Annotated in this window: 16 protein-coding genes and 1 pseudogene; 13 read left to right on the top strand and 4 right to left on the bottom strand. The window is 56.0% G+C overall.

The annotated features are described in order from the left end of the window. Window positions 1–82: 82 nt before the first annotated feature. Together DVU_RS05530 and DVU_RS05525 are read left to right on the top strand one after the other, a co-directional pair. The gene (locus tag DVU_RS05530; RefSeq protein ID WP_014524323.1) at window positions 83–424 is read left to right on the top strand and encodes a hypothetical protein; all 342 of its coding nucleotides are present in this window, start codon (window positions 83–85) and stop codon (window positions 422–424) included. Further along, window positions 421–711 (top strand): hypothetical protein, encoded by a 291-nt coding sequence (locus DVU_RS05525; protein ID WP_014524322.1) that lies wholly within the window; start codon window positions 421–423, stop codon window positions 709–711. Before DVU_RS05530 ends, DVU_RS05525 begins: the two co-directional genes overlap by 4 nt. A 1,104-nt stretch (window positions 712–1,815) precedes the next feature. Here DVU_RS05525 and DVU_RS05520 read toward each other — a convergent pair. Further along, window positions 1,816–3,135, bottom strand: coding sequence for an NAD(P)/FAD-dependent oxidoreductase (locus tag DVU_RS05520; RefSeq protein WP_010938462.1), 1,320 nt, complete (start codon window positions 3,133–3,135; stop codon window positions 1,816–1,818). 671 nt (window positions 3,136–3,806) lie between these two features. On the opposite strand from DVU_RS05520, the gene DVU_RS05515 reads away from it, so the two are divergent. The 8 genes from DVU_RS05515 to DVU_RS16935 all read left to right on the top strand — a co-directional run bounded on the left by DVU_RS05515 (window position 3,807) and on the right by DVU_RS16935 (window position 13,946). Then, complete coding sequence (locus DVU_RS05515) at window positions 3,807–4,811, top strand: formamidase (RefSeq protein WP_010938461.1); 1,005 nt, start codon at window positions 3,807–3,809, stop codon at window positions 4,809–4,811. A gap of 119 nt (window positions 4,812–4,930) precedes the next feature. Then, window positions 4,931–6,205, top strand: a complete 1,275-nt coding sequence (locus tag DVU_RS05510) for an L-lactate MFS transporter (RefSeq protein ID WP_010938460.1) — start codon at window positions 4,931–4,933, stop codon at window positions 6,203–6,205. 320 nt (window positions 6,206–6,525) lie between these two features. Then, window positions 6,526–6,756: an FmdB family zinc ribbon protein gene (locus tag DVU_RS05500; RefSeq protein ID WP_010938458.1), complete on the top strand. Its 231-nt coding sequence runs from the start codon at window positions 6,526–6,528 to the stop codon at window positions 6,754–6,756. Between the two features lie 36 nt (window positions 6,757–6,792). Beyond that, window positions 6,793–7,806 (top strand): urea transporter, encoded by a 1,014-nt coding sequence (locus tag DVU_RS05495; RefSeq protein ID WP_010938457.1) that lies wholly within the window; start codon window positions 6,793–6,795, stop codon window positions 7,804–7,806. A gap of 486 nt (window positions 7,807–8,292) precedes the next feature. Beyond that, a complete protein-coding gene (locus DVU_RS05490; protein ID WP_164561555.1) occupies window positions 8,293–8,637 on the top strand; it encodes a hypothetical protein in 345 nt (114 codons plus the stop codon). Window positions 8,638–8,880: 243 nt separating this feature from the next. Then, complete coding sequence (locus tag DVU_RS05485; protein ID WP_010938454.1) at window positions 8,881–12,138, top strand: ATP-binding protein; 3,258 nt, start codon at window positions 8,881–8,883, stop codon at window positions 12,136–12,138. Continuing rightward, on the top strand, window positions 12,135–13,574 hold the full coding sequence (locus DVU_RS05480; protein ID WP_010938453.1) for a sigma-54-dependent transcriptional regulator: 1,440 nt from the start codon (window positions 12,135–12,137) through the stop codon (window positions 13,572–13,574). The genes DVU_RS05485 and DVU_RS05480 overlap by 4 nt, the downstream gene beginning before the upstream one ends. A gap of 240 nt (window positions 13,575–13,814) precedes the next feature. After that, the gene (locus DVU_RS16935; protein WP_263053356.1) at window positions 13,815–13,946 is read left to right on the top strand and encodes a hypothetical protein; all 132 of its coding nucleotides are present in this window, start codon (window positions 13,815–13,817) and stop codon (window positions 13,944–13,946) included. A 293-nt stretch (window positions 13,947–14,239) separates the two neighbouring features. On the opposite strand, the gene DVU_RS05475 is transcribed toward DVU_RS16935, so the two are convergent. Continuing rightward, window positions 14,240–15,067 (bottom strand): PEP-CTERM sorting domain-containing protein, encoded by an 828-nt coding sequence (locus DVU_RS05475; protein WP_014524321.1) that lies wholly within the window; start codon window positions 15,065–15,067, stop codon window positions 14,240–14,242. A 516-nt stretch (window positions 15,068–15,583) separates the two neighbouring features. On the opposite strand from DVU_RS05475, the gene DVU_RS16995 reads away from it, so the two are divergent. The 3 genes and pseudogenes from DVU_RS16995 to DVU_RS05460 all read left to right on the top strand — a co-directional run. After that, complete coding sequence (locus DVU_RS16995) at window positions 15,584–15,787, top strand: transposase (RefSeq protein ID WP_372341097.1); 204 nt, start codon at window positions 15,584–15,586, stop codon at window positions 15,785–15,787. 81 nt (window positions 15,788–15,868) lie between these two features. Further along, complete coding sequence (locus DVU_RS16990) at window positions 15,869–16,087, top strand: IS3 family transposase (RefSeq protein ID WP_081448121.1); 219 nt, start codon at window positions 15,869–15,871, stop codon at window positions 16,085–16,087. Window positions 16,088–16,395: 308 nt separating this feature from the next. Beyond that, a pseudogene (locus DVU_RS05460) lies at window positions 16,396–16,653 on the top strand (integrase core domain-containing protein); the annotation flags it as partial. A 27-nt stretch (window positions 16,654–16,680) separates the two neighbouring features. On the opposite strand, the gene DVU_RS05455 reads toward DVU_RS05460, so the two are convergent. Next, entirely contained in the window at window positions 16,681–17,727 is a 1,047-nt protein-coding gene (locus tag DVU_RS05455) for an alginate O-acetyltransferase AlgX-related protein (protein ID WP_010938446.1), read from the bottom strand. Window position 17,728: 1 nt separating this feature from the next. Then, window positions 17,729–19,108: an MBOAT family O-acyltransferase gene (locus tag DVU_RS05450; protein WP_010938445.1), complete on the bottom strand. Its 1,380-nt coding sequence runs from the start codon at window positions 19,106–19,108 to the stop codon at window positions 17,729–17,731. Between the last annotated feature and the right edge of the window lie 196 nt (window positions 19,109–19,304).

The following is a 19,304-nucleotide window of genomic DNA, read 5'->3' as shown; positions in this document are numbered from 1 at the left end:
CGCAGACGTGGCTGGCAATCGCACCCCGCCCCGACCTGCCACGTCATGCCGACATGCCGTATCCGGCACAGCAGGAACCGAAATGCCACAACGTCTCAAACAGGCTTTCATGGTCGCCATGACCGCCCGTAGCGAAGGCGGATTCATCGGGTTCGAGGTGTTTCTGCTTTCTGCGCTACTGGGGCTGGCATCCGGGTCGTGGATTGTATGGCTGGGCACCTATCTGGGCCTGTTCATGGCCCTTGGCACCACCACCGGAAAGATTCTCGGCACGATGTTGAGTGTTGTGTGGGCGGTGTTCGTCATCACACTCCTTGATGGCGTGGTGAGTGATGAGGCCCGCATCGTCTTCGCACTCGTCGCCTTCGGCATCTCATGGTACAAGCATGAGCTTGCCCACGACCGGTGGCGTCCATTCAGATGACCGCCCGCAGCGAAGGCGGGGTCATCGGATTCGAGGTGTTTCTGCTTTCTGCGCTACTGGGGCTGGCATCCGGGTCGTGGATTGTATGGCTGGGCACCTATCTGGACCTGTTCATGGCCTTGGGCACCACCACCGGAAAGATTCTCGGCACGTTGTTGAGTGTTGTGTGGGCGGTGTTCGTCATCAACTTGAAAAGGGCCAATTCCCTTCATTTTTCTTCCGCCACGCAACAATTCCCGACTTATTGCACATATCTTCTAAATTATCATACAAATTATAAAAAATAAGCACGCGCCCATCCACCAAGTAAAACAAATGTCCACCTACTCCAGGTAATGATCTATAATTTATGACATCCTCCAAACCACATGTATTAAAAGATCTCTCGCTCCATTTACGCCAATACACAATCTTATCACCGTAGCAAATCCACGAAATATTCATGCACAGAATCATTCTTATCGAAAGAACCAAAATCATCAATAAAGAAAAAGAAAACGCGCCCCATAGCAATGTGTCTTTTAGTAACACACAAAGTGACGACCCATATAATGTGATCATAACTAGTGGTATGACAAAAGACATGGTCAAATAATACTGAACTCTACAGAATACACGAGATTTACCTATATACACGACTTCAGATTGGAGAGCGTTCATGTCTTCGCAGATTCTTAACTTGCCATATCTCAGAGATAAGACGTCAATCACAATACTCATTAAAAATAAAAAAAGAATACTTTGACCACATAAAAAGGATCAGAAGCTGACATGCCATTCCCCATACTGCTTGATGTTTGCCAATAAAAGTTAAAACCAATATCAAAAAAACACTTCTGAAAGTGAATCTACATAAATCCTGCGCTCAGATAAATCCGAAATATGAGTTTACTATTGAAGATCAAAAAGGTTGCACATCGCCGCGGAGTCCATTCAGGAACGTCGACTGACGCGCATACGGGCACTGGCGAACTGCACTGCAAAGCCGACGGTCGGCAGGTGAGCCGTTTTGGACATATTCCCTAACAGGGCAGCCGAAAGAACCCGAACGAAAGGTGCAACGCGCACGGCAAGTTAGACCTACCGCCTGCTTTCCCCTCTTTCACCACCGCGCAACGCGGCGGCTTCGCACGACGCATCGGGCAGCGTGACCGCACACACGACCTCCGAAGAGCATCCCCCGTGCGAACAGGTTCCCCACAGCCAACACGCACCCCGTGCCGACTGTATAAAACACGTGCCGCACCGGAGGCCTATCTCGCCAGCAAAGCAGACCTGCGGCAAACCCCGATGCGAAACCAGTGTGGCATGCAGCGCCGCACCACGCGCCCCATGGTCAGTCCCCCCCCGCAAGCAAAGCGTGAAACGGGGCCGAGGTCTTAGCATCACGCCTATGAACAGGTCGCCCCCGGCCTGTCGGCGTCACCCGCCCCCTGCGCCGCCTCCCGCTTGCGGCTGTCTATCGTCCCGCAGCCGCGCCGTGGCAGGATGAGCCGCACAGCCCGTTCGTAGAACAGGTAGTCCCATGCCCAGTTGATGAGCACGATGAGCCGGTTGCGAAAACCTATCAGGTACGCAAGGTGCACGAAAAGCCACAGCAGCCACGCCAGAAATCCTGAAAAGGCGAAGTTCCCCATCCGCACCACAGCCGCCTGACGCCCGATGGTAGCCATGGCCCCCTTGTCGCGGTAGCGGAACGGGACAGGGTCGCGCCGCTGAAGCATGGCGAGGATGTTCTCGGCGGCAAGACGCCCCTGCTGCGTGGCGTTGGGGGCGTTCATGGGCGGGTTCTGTCCTTCCGGCAACGACATGTCGCCCACCACGAACACCTCCGGCAGCCCTTCGACCTGAAGCGTAGACAACACCGCGACCCGTCCGCCACGCCCCAGTGGCAGCCCCATGTGCTCTGCCACGACTTCGCCGCGCACGCCCGCTGTCCAGACGACCGTATGTGTGGGCAGATGCTCGCCGCTGGCGAACAGCACGCCCGCTGCCGTCACCTCGGCGACACTGGCATCAAGGCGCACGTCGACGCCCATCGCCCCCAGCCGCTTCTTCGCATAACCTCTCAACCGTTCGGGAAATCCCCCCAGAACCCCCGGTGCGGCCTCAAGCAGCACCACACGTACCTCGTTCATGTCCAGTTCGGGAAAATCCTTGCGCAGCGGGGCGCGCACAAGTTCAGCCAGCGCCCCGGCGTACTCTACCCCGGTGGGACCGCCGCCCACGACGGTGAAGGTCAGCATCGCCCGTCGCCGTTCAGGGTCGGACTCCAGCGCGGCCTGCTCGAAGCAACTGATGATCTGATTGCGAAGGCAGACAGCCTCCTCCAGCGTCTTAAGGCTGAAGGAATGCTCCTCTGCGCCCGGCACCCCGAAATAGGCGGTGCGGCTACCCGCCGCGACAACCAGATAGTCATAGGGAATATCCAGACCGTCGGCGCGAACCAGCTTGCGGGCGGTGTCGATGCCCCGCACCTCCGTCACGGCAAGCCGCACGTTGGAATGCCTGCGGCATATGCCCCGCAGGGGATAGGCTATCTGTTCCGGCTCAAGTTCCGCCGCCGCCACCTGATACAGCAGCGGGAGAAAGGTGTGGTAGTTGTGCCTGTCCAGCAACATCACCTCCACATCCTTCTCCGACGCGAGACGACGCACCACCCACAACCCGGCGAAACCGGCCCCGACCACCACAACACGCGCTTTGTCCATGCCCGACCTGCCTGACGACGGATGTACCTGCCATGCCCCTGCCCTATGCCTGCCCGATGCAGTATCAGGGCCCTGTGCCCGCCGTGTGCACGATTCCAGTGGCACCCTGCCGCACAAAAGAACCGTTCCCCGCCCCTGCAGCGGACACCACTACCGGCATACGATCGGATTATAGATATATCCGGGCCATCCTGTCACGCCGGTTGCAAAGATTGCCCGGCGATACCGGCTGCCCTGCGCCCTCGTTGCCGCACCAACCACAGACAGCGCAAGGGGATGCCTTCAACAGCCTTGCGCCGCACCTCGGCAACCCACCACCGCTACAGGCGATTCCTGCATCTTTCTCCACATCGACCCCGTCCCTTTGCAACGCAGACAGGACTGCCACCAGGTCTCCAACCAACTCCCTGCATCCCACAAAAGTCGTTGTGAGCGCCGAGGGCTTGTGTAGTGCCAGTCTCCGCTATTCCCCATGCCCTGCCACAAACCACGTTGTGGCCCCCCAACTGACACGACAAGCAAAACAATCATAAATATCAAAATCATAGATGCATGTCTGCATTTGGCACACTTGTCGCTATCTCCGAAAGCAAGATGACTGGCCAGTCACGACTGTTCCTGAAAATTCCTGAACACTCTGATCAACCGTGCAAACTTTCGGAGGAATCACCATGGGAAGCATCGGAAGCATGAACAAGCCGAGTGAAGGCATGCTGATGGGACTCGTCCAGTACCCTGTGCCCATCGTCAACTCCCGTCGCGACATCGAAGCCAGCGTCGATCGCATCTGCGCCGCCACCGCCGCCACCAAGGCTGGCTACCCCGGCATGGATCTCATCGTATGGCCCGAATACAGCACGCAGGGCCTGAACACCAAGAAGTGGGTCACCGAAGAGTTCCTGATGGATGTCGAGGAGCCCCTCTTCCAGCGTTACGCCCAGACCTGCAAGGAAAATGACGTCTGGGGCGTGTTCTCGATCATGGAACGCAACCCCAACAAGAACCAGATGCCCTACAACACTGCGGTCATCTTCAACAACAAGGGCGAGCTCGCCCTGAAGTACCGCAAGCTGAACCCGTGGGTGCCCATCGAGCCCTGGATGCCCGGCGATCTGGGCCAGCCCGTGTGCGACGGCCCCGGCGGCAGCAAGCTTTCCCTGTGCATCTGCCATGACGGCATGTTCCCCGAGCAGGCGCGTGAAGCCGCCTACAAGGGCTGCAACGTCTACATCCGCATCTCCGGCTACAGCACGCAGGTCAACGAGCAGTGGATACTGACCAACCGCTCGAACGCGTGGCACAACCTCATGTACACCGCAGCCGTCAACCTCGCCGGCTACGATGGCGTGTTCTACTACTTTGGTGAAGGTCAGGTCTGCAACTTCGACGGGACGACGCTCGTACAGGGCCATCGCAACCCGTGGGAGATCGTCACCGCCGAAGTGTTCCCCAAGATGGCCGACCAGGCTCGCACCGACTGGGGTCTGGAAAACAACATCTTCAACGTGGGCACCCGCGGCTACGTCGCTCATCCCGGTGGCGTCAAGGATTGCCCCTACACCTGGGTCAAGGACTTCGCCGCCGGCAAGTACCACCTGCCCTGGGAAGACAAGATCAAGATCAAGGACGGCTCCATATACGGTTACCCCACCACCGGCGGCCGCTTCGGACTGTAGGTCCGGAACGTGTAGCAGGTTCGCAGAGGCGGCCGGTCACGGCCGCCTCTTTTCACTCTAAGTGGTCTGTATCGGCCTGCAGCAACGGTCTGCGGCCCGACTGCACAGGAGAAAGCATCATGGATAAAGTGAAGAACCGCTGGCTCATAGCCGCATCGGCAGTGGGCGTGCACATCTCCATCGGTTCCGTCTACGCCTACAGTGTCATGACGCTGCCGCTCAACCAGTTACATGGTTGGCAGAAGAGCAACATCACGTTGGCGTTCAGTCTCGCCATCCTCTTTCTGGGATTCTCAGCCGCATTCCTCGGCCGTTCGGTCGAGAAGATGGGGCCGCGCAATTCAGGCCGCCTTGCGGGCATATTGTACACGGCGGGCATCATGGGGGCCGGCATCGCCGTCAAGCTGGGATCACTGCCCCTGTTCCTCTTGAGCTACGGTGTGATCGGGGGCATCGGCCTGGGGGTCGGCTATATCACGCCTGTCTCCACGCTCGTGAAATGGTTCCCCGACCGTCGAGGGCTGGCAACGGGCATGGCCATCATGGGATTCGGCTTCGCGGCGATGATCTTCGGGCCCATCATGGCGAAACTCTTCCAGATCATGGAGATCTGGCAGGTGTACTTCGTTCTCGGGGCCATCTACTTCTGCCTCATCTACGGGTCATCCCTGTATCTGGCGCCGCCTCCCGAGGGCTGGGTCCCTCCCGGATATGCCGCACAGGGACAGCAATCCGCTGGCAGGACCCTCAAGAGGGACCTTGGTCAGTACACGGTTGCCGAGGCCATCCGCACCAAGCGTTTCTACTTCATGTGGCTCATGCTGTTCATCAACATCACTTGCGGCATCGCTCTCATCTCCGTCGCGTCTCCCATGGCGCAGGAAGTCATCGGACTCTCACCGATGCAGGCAGCCACGATGGTCGGACTCATGGGGCTCTTCAACGGCGGGGGGAGAATCGGCTGGGCCAGCCTCTCCGACTACCTCGGTCGCGGGCGCACATACATGGCCTTCTTCCTCATCCAGATATGCGCGTTCATGGCGTTGACGACGACCACCAGTCATCTGGGGTTCCAGTGCCTCATCTTCATCATCCTGACCTGTTACGGCGGGGGGTTCTCCACTCTTCCAGCCTTCCTCGGTGACATGTTCGGAACCAAGCAACTCGGCACCATCCACGGCTACGAGCTGACCGCATGGGGCATCGCAGGCATGGTCGGGCCGTCTATCGTCACGCGCGTGCTGGAAGCGACGGGCAGCTATACGATGACTCTCTACATCTTCACCGGCTTCCTCACCTTCGCGTTCATCGTCTCCTGCCTCCTCTGCATGGACCTGCGCCAGATAAGGCGGCGCATGTTCCTCGAGCAACAGGCAGCCGGCGAGACATCCTGAGACGGCACGGCACCGACCGACCCTTCCGTGTGAAGCGTTGACCGAGTGAGGCCGATGCCGCAACGGGCGGTCCTGCCTCGGACACGGACCGCCCGTCCTCTCCGGCAGCGCGACACACTGCCGAAGGCAGGAGGTACTCTCAATGCCAGCCGCACGACAGCCACGCGCTCCCGCTCTTCTCACAAGGACGTTTGTGGGACTCCGCCCCCCGCGTTCCCTGCATGAGCACAACATGAACAGTGATGACGGCCACTTAAAGGAACATCAGACACTGGCACGATTATCGCTTTTCCATACTGCAAAACAACAGGAGAACAGGAATGCCGATCTATGAATACATATGCGACCAATGTTCCGATTGGTTCGAAGTCATTGGAGGAAAGGATGATGCACAGGCTGTCTGTCCATTCTGCAAAAGTGTCCAGACAACGCGCATCATATCCATCACCTATTATCGCAACGCCGACCACTGGGAACGGAACATGCTCGGTGGACTGGCAAAGGCGAAAGAAAAAGACAAACTCAAGGCTGAAATGAAGACTTCAGTCTGAACAAGGTGCCTCACGCACATAAAAGGAGGGGATCAGATGTTTGGAGAACAGTTGCTTAAGAATCCGCTCATCGAGTTCTGCGACTCGGTATGCCGGGGCTGCGGTCAGGTCATGTTCCAGAACAACACCGTAACGGGCCTGCTCTTCTTCGCAGGTATATTCTACAACTCTACCACTCTCGGCGTCTGCGCCGTACTGGGGACAGCCGCTTCGACACTCACGGCACAGTTGCTTGGCGTGGACAAGCCGCTTGTACGTGCCGGACTTTTCGGCTTCAACGGAACACTCGCTGGCATCGCCCTGCCATTCTTCTTCAACTATGAACCGGCCATGCTCGGCTATGTGGCCCTCAATGGTGCCTTCACGACGATCATCATGGCTTCCTTGCTCAATTTTCTCGGCAAATGGGGCGTACCGGCCCTGACGGCCCCCTTCGTGCTTGCCACATGGTTGCTGATGTTCGGCGTATACAAGCTTTCGCTGTTCCACCCCGGTGCGCTCATTGCTCCAGCACTGCCCTCCGTTGCAGGACTGGCAGACATGGGCACCGTGACAGGACGCACGTTCATGGAAGGCCTGTTCAAGGGCGTGGGCGAGGTCATGTTCCAGGATAACATCGTGACCGGCGTGATCTTTGTCGTGGCGATTCTGGTCAACTCGCGCATATCTGCCCTGTTCGCCGTCATAGGTTCACTGGTGGGCCTCTGCACCGCGCTCATCATGCACTCGCCCGAAACGCCGGTACGGCTCGGTCTGTACGGTTTCAACTCGGTACTGTGCGGCATCGCCATGGGCGGCATCTTCTTCTACCTCAACATCCGCACGTTTCTGTACGCCCTCGGTTGCATGGTTCTGGGAGCCATAGCCACCGGCGCGTTCTCCGTGCTTCTCTCGCCCATCGGCATGCCTGCCCTCACCTGGCCCTTCATCGTCGTCACATGGCTGTTCCTCTTCGCCGGGAGCATGTTCCGCAACATCGCGCAGGTACCCACCGAAAAGGCCGGAACTCCGGAAGACAACCTGCGCAGCCTCGCGATCGGGTCTCGCTGAAGGCTCCCCACAGGGTGGGTGCACGGCGGAGGGGCGGAGTCCAGCCCGTCCCTCCGCCACTATCCCATGAAGTCCTACAACCGCGGTTGTAGCCAACGCCACCCCCTGAAACGCCATCATCCATGCCAGACGTGCTCTGAAGGAGCAGTCTCCCCGGGAAGCCACAACAGACGTTGTGACCTCCCCTTTGGCACGCGACGGGAACATCACGGAAATACCAAATTATTCAAATATATTACATGCCAAGCATCCTTTGGCATGGTGCTCGCTTCTACCCGATGACAGTTTGCCCCCAATGCACCCTCTTCCCTCATCGAGGTGAACATGGACAACCACGCTTACGCATACTGCCCCAATCCCTACTGTTCCGGGCGTTCAGGCCAGTCTCAACTTCCCCATGCCGCCCGCACGGAGTCTGGCGACACGGGCAGTTGCCCCCATTGCGGAGGGCCGATGCGCACTTCGTGCCCACGCTGCGGTGACCGCATGACAATCAGGCCGCAGCTATTCTGCCCCGCATGCGGCACCGACCTGATGGCAGCCACCGCCGCCGTCCCTTGCCGGGTGTGCGGAAGCCCTGCAACCGTCCGCGCCGGTGCCAGGGAGGAGCTTGCTGTCTGCTCCGAACGATGTCTGGTCACGCTGATCAAGAGCACGACCGAGGTATGCGACCACTGCGGCACAAGATTCATCACCAGGGAACGCCATGCCGGTGAAGAGCCTGCAACAGCAGAAGAGCCATCCGGCGACTTCTGCTCGGATACCTGCCGCGAACGCCACATCGCCGAAGTCCGGGGGCATGACACGCACAGGCAGCATATCGGCGAATGAATATAAGCATATGAAATAGCTATGCTTTCATGGGGAAAGAAGGTATGCGGAACATATGGCACAATCCGCGTCGGACAGGCCCGGGGAGGATGCAGCCGGCTTTGACAATGACCTGCCAGAAGTCCGGATGCCCACACCATGACCTGCCTTACCTGACGGCTTTCAGGATGACCGAGGATAGGCCTGCAATCGGCAGACCCCGCCCATCCACGCGGGATCGGCACACATAAGCGCTGGTGGACTATGCAAACCCCACTTCACGATGCGCGAAGCCTGTCGATAAAAGCCCTGAAACGCAGGAGGATTTACAACGCGCTCGTGGTCAACGAGGCCATAGAGGACTATTCGCTCCGCAGTGCCGCCAAGTCGTTCAGGCGCTGGCCCTGCTGGCTGCTGGCCAATACGGCGCTCGGAGGCATCACCTTCATGGCCCTTGAGGCCATCGGTGCCCTGCTCGTGCTCAACAACGGCTTCGTCAATTCCACGCTTGCCATCCTTTGCGTCTCGGCCATCATCATCCTCACCGGGCTGCCCATCTCGTACTACGCCTCGCGCTACAACGTGGATATCGACCTACTCACGCGAGGAGCCGGGTTCGGCTATTACGGCTCGACTGTCACTTCGCTCATCTATGCGTCCTACACCATCATATTCTTCGCCATCGAAGCCGCCATAATGGCCAAGGCCCTCTCCGTCGGGCTGGGTATCCCTATACACCTGGGCTACCTGATCAGTTCGGTGGTCATCATCCCGCTGGTCTTCTACGGCATAACCTTCATCAACAAGCTGCAACTGTACACCCAGCCGGTGTGGGTCGTGCTCACCGTGATACTGTTCGCCTATATCCTCACCTGCGACCCGACCGCGCTTGATGCCTGGGTCGAATATACAGGCAAGGACGGCATGGCGGCGGGATTCGACCCCCTGCTCTTCGGCGGTGCACTCTCCGTGCTTTTCTCGCTCGTCCCCCAGATTGGCGAACAGGTGGACTACCTGCGCTTTCTTCCCGACAAGACACCAGAGAACAAAGGCGCGTGGTGGCTCTCCATGGCGGCGGCCGGGCCCGGCTGGATAGTCGTCGGATGCCTGAAACTTCTGGGCGGCTCCTTTCTCGCCGTGTACTTCATGCAGAAAGCCGGAGCGCGCATCAGCGACGCGCTCGACCCCGTGAATCTCTACTACAACGGCTTCTCGGCGTTGCTCGGAACGGGCGGGCTCACTCTCGCCACGACAACCATCTTCGTGATCGTGTGTCAGGTGAAGATCAACGTCACCAACGCCTACGCCGGCTCGCTGGCATGGTCGAACTTCTTCTCACGCATCTCTCACAGCCACCCCGGCAGGGCGCTGTGGCTCGTCTTCAACGTGACGATATCCCTTCTGCTCATGCAGTTCGGCGTCTTCTACCTGCTGCATTCGGTGCTGATGGTCTATGCGATGTTCGCCGTCTCGTGGGTGGGGGCCCTCTTCGCCGACCTTGTCATCCTCAAGCCCCTCGGCCTCAGCCCGAGGCACATCGAATACAAGAGGGCCAACCTGTACAACCTCAACCCCGTGGGCTTCGGCGCCATGCTCATGGCGTCTGGCGTGTCCCTCCTTTGCTACCGGGGGGCTTTCGGCCCCTTGCCGCAAGCGTTCGCCCCCCTCGTCGCCCTCGTCGTCTCCGTCCCCACGGCAGTGGGCATAGCCCTTCTCACAGGCGGCAAGTACTACATGGCGCGCAAGGCCGAACCGGTCTCGCTCACCGCCAGCACCACATGCACCACCTGCGGCAACAGCTACGAGGCGGGCGACATGGTGTACTGTCCCGCCTATGACGAACCCGTATGCTCGCTATGCTGTTCCCTCGACAGCGTATGCGGAGGTTTCTGCAAACGCCTCGCGCACGCAACGGCCGGACGCAAGGAGGCATGGGACGAGGCGAAGATTCCCCTCCCGTTCCTGCACCTCAGCCGCAGGGCCAAGATATTCTGCCTGCATTTCTTCAATATCTTCTGTGCACAGGCCCTCATCTTCGTCCTCTGCTACGCCTACTTCAGGAACACGGGGCTCGGCAGCCCCCTGCTAGAAGAGATATGTGCCACGATCTTCGTCTTCTCCTCGCTCATCAACGGCATATGGGTATGGTGGTCATCGCTCATCCAGGAGACGCGACTGCGGACTGAAGACGAACTGGACAGGCACATCCACGAACTGAACGAAGAGGTCAAAAGACGTGAGGCCATGAGCGCCCAGCTGGCGGAATCGGCCAGCCAGCAGCGCCTCATACTCGAGAACGCTTCAATCGGCATCGCCTACGTGCGAGAGAAGCGGGTGGTGTGGGGCAACAACCGTTTCATGCGGCTGTGTGGCCTTGCCGACGACCTGCGGCAAGGGGCGACCATGCCCCTTGGCACCATCCTCGCCAAGCTGGGTACCGGCACCGACATCATGAACGAAGTGCGCGCCGCCCATGTAAGTGGCGGGAAGTTCGATGTCGAACTGCCCATCTTCCATTCCAGCACGCAACAGTACTGGTGCGTACTCTCCGTCAGTGTCGTCGATCCCGTCCATGTGGAATACGGCAGCATATGGTTGCTGGACGACATCACCGAACGCAAACTCGCCGAGGAAAAACTCCGCCACAGCGAAGAACGCCTCAAAGAACTGAACGAGAGTCTCGAAAGTCAGGTAAGGCTGCGCACCGAAGAACTGGAACGCAGTTTCGAATCCGTGAGGCAGGCAGACAAGATGGCGTCCCTTGGCATTCTTGTCGCGGGCGTGGCGCACGAGATCAACAACCCCTCCAGTTTCATCCGCATGAATATCGGCCTGTTGCAATCCATATGGGACGACTCCATCCACATTCTCGACCGCGAGAGCAAAAAGGAAGACCTGTGGATAGCGGGAATGCCGTTCGACTACGCGCGCAAGAGCATTCCGAAACTGCTGCGCGGCATCCATCAGGGAGCCGAACGCGTGTCCACTATCATTTGCAACCTGAAGGACTATGCCCGGCAAGTGCCGCTGGACATGAGCGGGAGCGTCGACCTGAACAAGGCCGTGCATTCTGCGCTCGAACTGCTGACAACGCCACTGCGGAAGGCCACCAACCGGCTCGTCGTCGAGACCGAGGACGGACTGCCTGCCTTTCGGGGCGACCAGCGACGCATAGAGCAGATACTCGTCAATCTCATCCAGAACGCCTATCAGGCCCTGCAAAACAGGCGGCAGGGCATTCACATGCGCACCTACCGGGCAGACGGCACTGTCTGCTTCGAAATCGTCGACGAGGGGCATGGCATAACACAGGAGCAACTCACGCACATTTGCGACCCGTTCTATACCACGAAGCGTGATCAGGGCGGAACGGGACTCGGTCTCTCGGTCTCGGCGGGAATCATCAAGGAACATGGAGGCAACATGCAATTCTCTTCCGAACCGGGCCGGGGAACCACCGTGACGCTCAGATTTCAGGCACCAGAGCGCCCCCCCCTCCAGCAGCAGGAGCCTTTGCCATGAGTACACGAGTCTTCCCCGAGCGCCCCATACTTGTCGTTGACGACGAACGAGCCGCACTCGACGGCTTCGAGGTCGCGCTGGTGTCATCGGGCTACACCAACATCGTCACCATGGACGACAGCAGAAAGGTCTTGCCCTTCATTGCCGAGCATGAAGCCGAGCTCATACTGCTGGACCTCATCATGCCCCATGTGAGCGGCACTGAACTCATCGAGGAGATAAAGCGCAGACGGCCCGAGGTACCGATAATCATCATCACGGCCGTGAACGACATAGATTCGGTGGTTGAGTGCATACGCAACGGCGCGCAGGACTACATTCTCAAACCGGTAGACAAGGACCATCTGCGCAACAGGGTTCAGCAGGCATTGGAGCGACGGGAACTTGAGCGTGAGAATCGGCTTCTGCGTGCATCTCTTCTGGATGGAGAAATACGGCATCCTGAGGCCTTTTCAGATATCGTCACTCAGGACCAAAAGATGCATGCAATCTTCAGGTATTGTGAGGCAGTCGCCCCGAGCACGAAGCCCATACTCATCACCGGAGAGACAGGGACTGGCAAGGAGCTTGTCGCGCAGGCGCTCCATCGCTTGAGCGGACGCAAGGGCGAGTTCGTCGCCGTCAACATCGCGGCTTTCGATGACCCGGTCTTCGCCGACACGCTCTTCGGACACTCCAGAGGTGCCTTCACAGGTGCCGACACGCCCCGGGCAGGGCTTGTCGAAAAGGCGGCGGGGGGGACGCTGTTCCTCGACGAGATAGGCGACTTGCCAGCACTGTCACAGGTCAAGCTGCTACGGCTGTTGCAGGAGAAGGAGTACTTCCCCGTAGGGTCAGACAACGCGAAGAAGGCCAACGTTCGAATCGTGGCATCGACCCTCAAGAACCTCGTCGACCTGCGGCACAGGGGACTCTTTAGAGACGACCTCTACTACAGGCTCACGACACACAGGATACACATTCCTCCACTGAGAGAGAGGCCTGGCGACATTCCCTGCCTCCTCGACCACTTCCTCGAACTTGACGCACGGGAACAGAAACGCAAGCCGCCGTCATACCACCCGGAACTAATCAATCTGCTCAGGTCTTATGCCTTTCCCGGCAATATCCGAGAACTTCGCGGCATGATTTCCGATGCATTCATGAATCATGCTTCACACATGCTATCCTCATCTTCTTTCAGACAATACATAATGAACGAATGCGACACAAAATTGCTCACATCATCAATAGGCACAACGGACGATTTAGAAACCTTACAATTCACAACAGAAAATCTTCCCACACTCAAGTCTGCCATCGACACGATGACATCAAAACTCATATGCAAAGCCATGGAAATATCTGGTGGCAATCAGACAGTAGCATCTGGACTTCTCGGCATAACCCAACAAGCATTGAGTGCAAAAATAAAAAAACTCAAATCGATTAAATAGTATCAAAAAAAACACATCAACCGCACTAGAGATATCAAAACTCCAGAATGACCATAAAATATCATGTCGCACTCGTTTTATATGGCCATTGCCGTTGACATACACGACCATGTTCCATCACTTCACAAACAACATATGCATGACATATGCTGCTTAAGGACTACATAGCGCGTTCACGCACGCAACAAACACTACGGGCAATCAAATCCCTGCGCTCCAATCACCAGCTTCACGATGCATGTGGAGCTTTCACGTTACGGTCAGAAGGCCGCACCCCCGCCACAATCATCGCTGCGCAACGACTACAGCACGGCCATCCGCCGCGGCGAGGCCTTCAGGACGCAGGACGCCAAGACCATGGATGAGACATGAGCCCTCTTCCGTCAGACGTGCTGTCCGCCCTGTCTTGCCCTGCATCCTCCGCAGGTGTTGTGCGAGGACGCCAGCCGTTACGCCTTCCGCGACAAACACACAGCGTCAGAGGCACATCTGCTCATCATACCCGAGCGCCCCATGCCGAAAGCGGCTTCAGCCTGACGCATACCGACAGGCACGACGCCGGACGCCCTGTTGCGCGGACTGCGCGACGATCTGCCCAGTGCTGGTGCCACAATCAGCGGCTTCAATATCAGTGTGGACGGGAGAGGATGCCGGGCAGGCAACCTTCATTGTCCACGTCCGTTCCCCAGCGCAAGAGCGACACGCCCGGTCCGCGCGGTGGAGTGCTGTGCGTCACCCCGCACCACGAGGCCGACCTGCCCAAGGCCAACCTCCAGCACCTTCCCTATCGCCAGCAACACAAAGCCGGGGAGCTTTGCGCCCCCCGGCTGATCATTCTGGCAAGTCCAGTCACGCTCTGGTCGAGCCCTGAAGGCGAACAACCCAAGCAGGCCCGAACCGAGCAGCAAGAAGGTTGACGGCTCCGGCACTGGTGCGGTTCCAGCACCGTTGGCCCTGATCATCCAGTTTCCGGCGTAGCCGTAGTTGTCGATCAGGTTCATGGCAATCTGCCCATCCAGTGTGCCTACCCAGCTTCTTTGCTGGTGGGGCAAGGTAAAGTCGATACGGGCAGGGTACATATTCGAATCAGAAGCCATCTCCACTCCGACGAAGAACGAACCCGACACAAGCGTATCGGCGATGTCGTAGAGACTGAAGACGTCCGTATTGGCGTTGGAGATGACAACCTCAAGGGTGTTCAAGAGCACCCGGTCATTGGGGTTGCCGTCATTGTTGGGATCGTCCCAAATCTTGACCAGGGCAGCAAGCCCGTCGCTCACCTGACCCCACATAATACTCACGCTGGTTATCTGATCCTGTCCTCCCACGGCATTGAAACTGTTCATCCATGTCCACGAGAGGCCTGGTGTTGTCACGCCGATGGACTCGTCTCCGATGCCATCATCAATCTGATAGATCGTCGAGGCCCTTACCGGTGACAACATAAGCGACACGATCATGCAAAACGATGCAAAAAGAGCGACAAGTCTCATAAGAACCTCCATAGTATGTCATCGATTTGCAAGTTGCATACCGCCAGAAATAACACACTAACATACTGCTATATCATACATAATTACGACAAAAGACATCCACTTCAGGCAACTGTAAGGTCTTCCGACAACTCATTGCCGACGCGGCAATGCAACATGATGTAAAGAAAGATCATGTTCATCTAATGCATTGTAAAGACAGTCGACAGGTGATGCCACGTGTCGACAGGCTAAACCACCTCCTGACACAGCCCTCAGCGTCAGGCGCGGCGTTTACTGGGCTACTGGGACATTGCCCTCTCCGCAGGCCGCATACACCTCCTTACCCACCTCCATGGTGCCGTGGCCCGCCAGTGCAGACAGATGGAGGACGTTCTCCGTCGGGCTTGCGTGACCTTTCCCCCCCATGTATCCAGCTATTAGTTCGTGACGCAGGCCAAGGACTCCATCGTCATGTGAAAGAGCAGATTCACCAAGGAGAACGTCATTGCAATTCTCAAGCAAGCCGAAGTCGGGATGACGGTAGCGTCCCTGTGCCGACAGCATGTGATGTCCGACGCGACGTTTTGCAAGTGGCGCAGTAAGTACGGCGGACTGGACGTGTCCGAAGCGCGTCACTTGAGGCGGATTGAGGAGGAGAACCAGCGCCTGAAGCGGCTCGTAGCGAAGCAGCCCCTGAACATCCAAGTGCTCAAGGAAATCCTTGGAAACAGCAGGTAGAGCCCACCGAGCAGAGCTTGGCCGTGCGTTACGCCATCAAGGTGCACGTTTTTCAGAGCGGCGGGCTGCCAGCTGATAGAGATGAATCGACGGACCTTCAGACGACCGTCAGGACAAGATTGCAACGTTGAATTGCGCCTCCGTCTGCGTGGCCTGACCGAGGAACTTCTGCGCGTCGACAGCCCACGGTTGCAGACCCTATTGCACCGCAAAGGCCTCGTCGTGAACCACAAGCGCGTCGCTCGAGTGTATCGGGAGGAAGGGCTGTCCTCAGGCTCGAGCACCGCAGCAAACGGATAAGCCTCTGCGGGTGGTGACGCCATGTCTCAAGGGGGCCGAATCAGCATTGGGGCCATGGATTTCATGGGGCGACTGTCTAATGAACGACCACAGGCTTTGCATACTGACCGTCGTTGACCGCTATGCTCGGTGCTGTCAGGCGATCGAAGCGGAGCACTCCCCGACAGGCGCGCGGATCGCCTAGGCTTGGAGCGGCTGAAAGCTCTGCGACAGTGTCCGGCGGTCATCCGCACCGGCAACAGTCTGGAGTTCAGCGGATGGCCCTAGACCTGTGGGCGCATGGGCGAGAGTAAGGCTGGAGTTCCTCTCGCCCCGGCAAGCAGACTGAAAACGGCCACATCGAAAGCTTCAATGGCCGGTTTCGGGAAGAGTGCCTGAATGCTCAGGCCTTCTTCTCACTAGCCGAGGCAGGACGGATTATCGAGGCGTGGAGGCAGGAGTACAACACCGTGCGCCCGCACAGTTCCCTCGCCGGGACAAGCCCAGAGGAATACCGAAGACCGATGAAGGGTGAAAACACTGAAGCCGCGACTCCGGGCTTATCCATGGTAGACTTGACGGAGTAAAGGCAGAAGACCATTCTAAAACTACTACTATTCTGCGAAGTTGCGCTCAACGACAACCCACAGCACAATGTCAGGACGAGGTGCGTCCGACTTCATAACCTTTTTAAAGTCATCATGCTTGAAGTACCGCACCGTTCGAAATTGTGCCTGTATGAACGGCTTAAGTGCTTCTGTAAAGGAATCTCCAAACACCCATACGGCCTTATCACTGCTCGCTTGAACAGTAGTAATTGTATCGTCTTGGCTAGGTGAAGACTGTATGTGGAAGTCATTTAAAGAAAAAGTATCATCATCTATAATATGAAAAGAAGTATACCCTCCAATATTAACAAGATCGCCATGCTTACTAGGCACATTTTTGAACGTAGCCGGAAAGAGGGGTGGCCATTTTGCGTACTCGCGCAAGCCTTCAAATGCAACGTATGCTCCGAGCAGATTCCAATGAGTATCAGTTCTGTAGTAAAGAAGACGATTTGATTTGAAAGACATAAGGCGTTCTGTCGGGTCATAGACATCAATATTCATTGCTCGCAGCTTGGCTACGAGAGGAGATATATATCGTACGCGCGAAGGGAATATAAAACCCGGAAGATGCTCTCCATAAATCGTTGATTTATTAGGTCCTATCAAGATTAAAAACTGGGACGCCCCGCTATCGACAAGCCTTTGCAGCCGTGAATATTTCGCTGCCATGCGCTCTATCTGGTTTTCATTGAGACTTTCTTTACCTGTGAGCTTGTCTACGCATTTACTATAATCATTCCCGAGAAACAGCCAATTACTCTTTCCTTGATAACACCTGCTCGTATCATAGTGATTGCCTGTGTAGGCGAAGATTACGGACGCAGCACTAAGGATAGTACTGCGCAGTGGGAAATGGTCTGCATAAAATCTATCTATTCCAGCGCAAAACTTTTTAATTTTTCCTGAAGAAATACCATGTGGCAACTCAGGAAAAGCTGACGCCAATCGCCGTTCAGTCTCAAGGACTGAAGACTTCAACGGAGCATAAACACCGAGTGCCGCACAAAAAAGAACGGCACAAAGCATGATCGTTATACGTTGCTTAGTCATATCAGAAATTAAAATAAATAAAAGGATTTCGCATGTTTTTAAGAAGCATTGCAACTGAAAAAAAAGATAACACCGCTTGAGCTGCATATGGTGCAACAAAAAAATCATCTGGATTAGCAGAATCTGGACAAGGAATATACTTATCAGGGACAGCACACAGCATGAGAGCAACAGCAAGAACGCCCATTGCACCAGCATGATAAATTGTCAGCGTAAACGATCCACCGCTTGAAAACATGCTTCCAATATAATCCATTGCCTGTGTAATATTTTCTGACCTAAAAAACACCCACCCGATGAGGGTCACTAAAACAAAATAAACCTTCAATGCTGGGCTTGGCATTCTTAAGGATGTAAACTTTGATGCTACTCGCTCAAAGACAAGAAAAAAGCCATTCCACAACCCCCACACGATAAAAGTGACGTTTGCACCATGCCACAGTCCGCACAAGAAGAACACCATGACAAGGTTAACGTATGTCCTTGTGCGTCCTAGAGCATTCCCTCCCATCGGGATATAGAGATAGTCCCTAAACCACGTCGACAGAGAAATGTGCCAGCGTCGCCAAAACTCCCTGACTGTCAAACTCGAATAAGGTCTTTTGAAGTTTTCTTCGAAATGGAACCCTGCAAGGGCAGCCAAGCCGATGGCCATGTCCGAATAACCTGAAAAATCGAAATATATCTGCACTGCATAGGCAAGGATACCTACCCAAGCGTCAGGACTGCTTAACTCTCCTTGCTTACAAAGCAGGAACGCTGTGTCGGCGACTGGAGCCACCGTATTTGCTATGAGTACTTTCTTGTTCAGACCCAAGAGAAACCGGTAGGCACCGAAAATAGCAAGTTCGCGGCTCGGCCCTCGTTTTTCAAGATCACTCTTTACCTGTGCGAATCGCACTATAGGGCCCGCAACGAGGTGGGGAAACATACAAAAATAGGTCAAAAATTCATTAATATTTCTAGCTGGTTTTGTTGTACCACTATAAATATCGAACAAATAGCTCATTGCATGAAACGAAAAGAAGCTAATACCAAGGGGCATAGCAATATTTGGAAACTGAACCCCAGGAGCAATCGCAGCAACCACCCAACAGAGAAACTTGTATGAGAACAGCGTAAAAAGATTGAGAGTTACAAACAATATGAGGTAAGGCTTTTTGTTGTCTGCTTTATGTATGACTTCACCCGCAATATAATTGATAATACCCATCAGGATAAGGATGAATACGTTTGCCCCTTCCCCCCACGTATAGAAGACAACGCTGACAAAGAGGAGAACGGCATTGCGAATGTCGATTCTTGAAGACTTTGCGCTAGCATCTAGAGCTAAAAAAAGCGGTAAAATTAAGAAAATAAATGTTAACGATGTAAAAACCATAGACTAGAGTACTCATCAATAGTGTTTAAGGTGACGCCACTTAACCATCCGCAAAAGCCTATAAAGCAGGTCAATCTGCTCGTCATCTACGCACAGAAACGCATACGGCCTAAATAGCTGCCGCGCTAAAAACAACAAAAAAACGTGTGACAATAGTTTACTATCACAAAGTACGCAACAATATTTTGCAAGCAAT

The organism is Nitratidesulfovibrio vulgaris str. Hildenborough (assembly GCF_000195755.1).
Taxonomy (GTDB): Bacteria; Desulfobacterota; Desulfovibrionia; order Desulfovibrionales; family Desulfovibrionaceae; genus Nitratidesulfovibrio; species Nitratidesulfovibrio vulgaris.
Note: the sequence above shows the minus strand (reverse complement) of the source record. Positions and strands in the feature narration are given on the sequence as shown.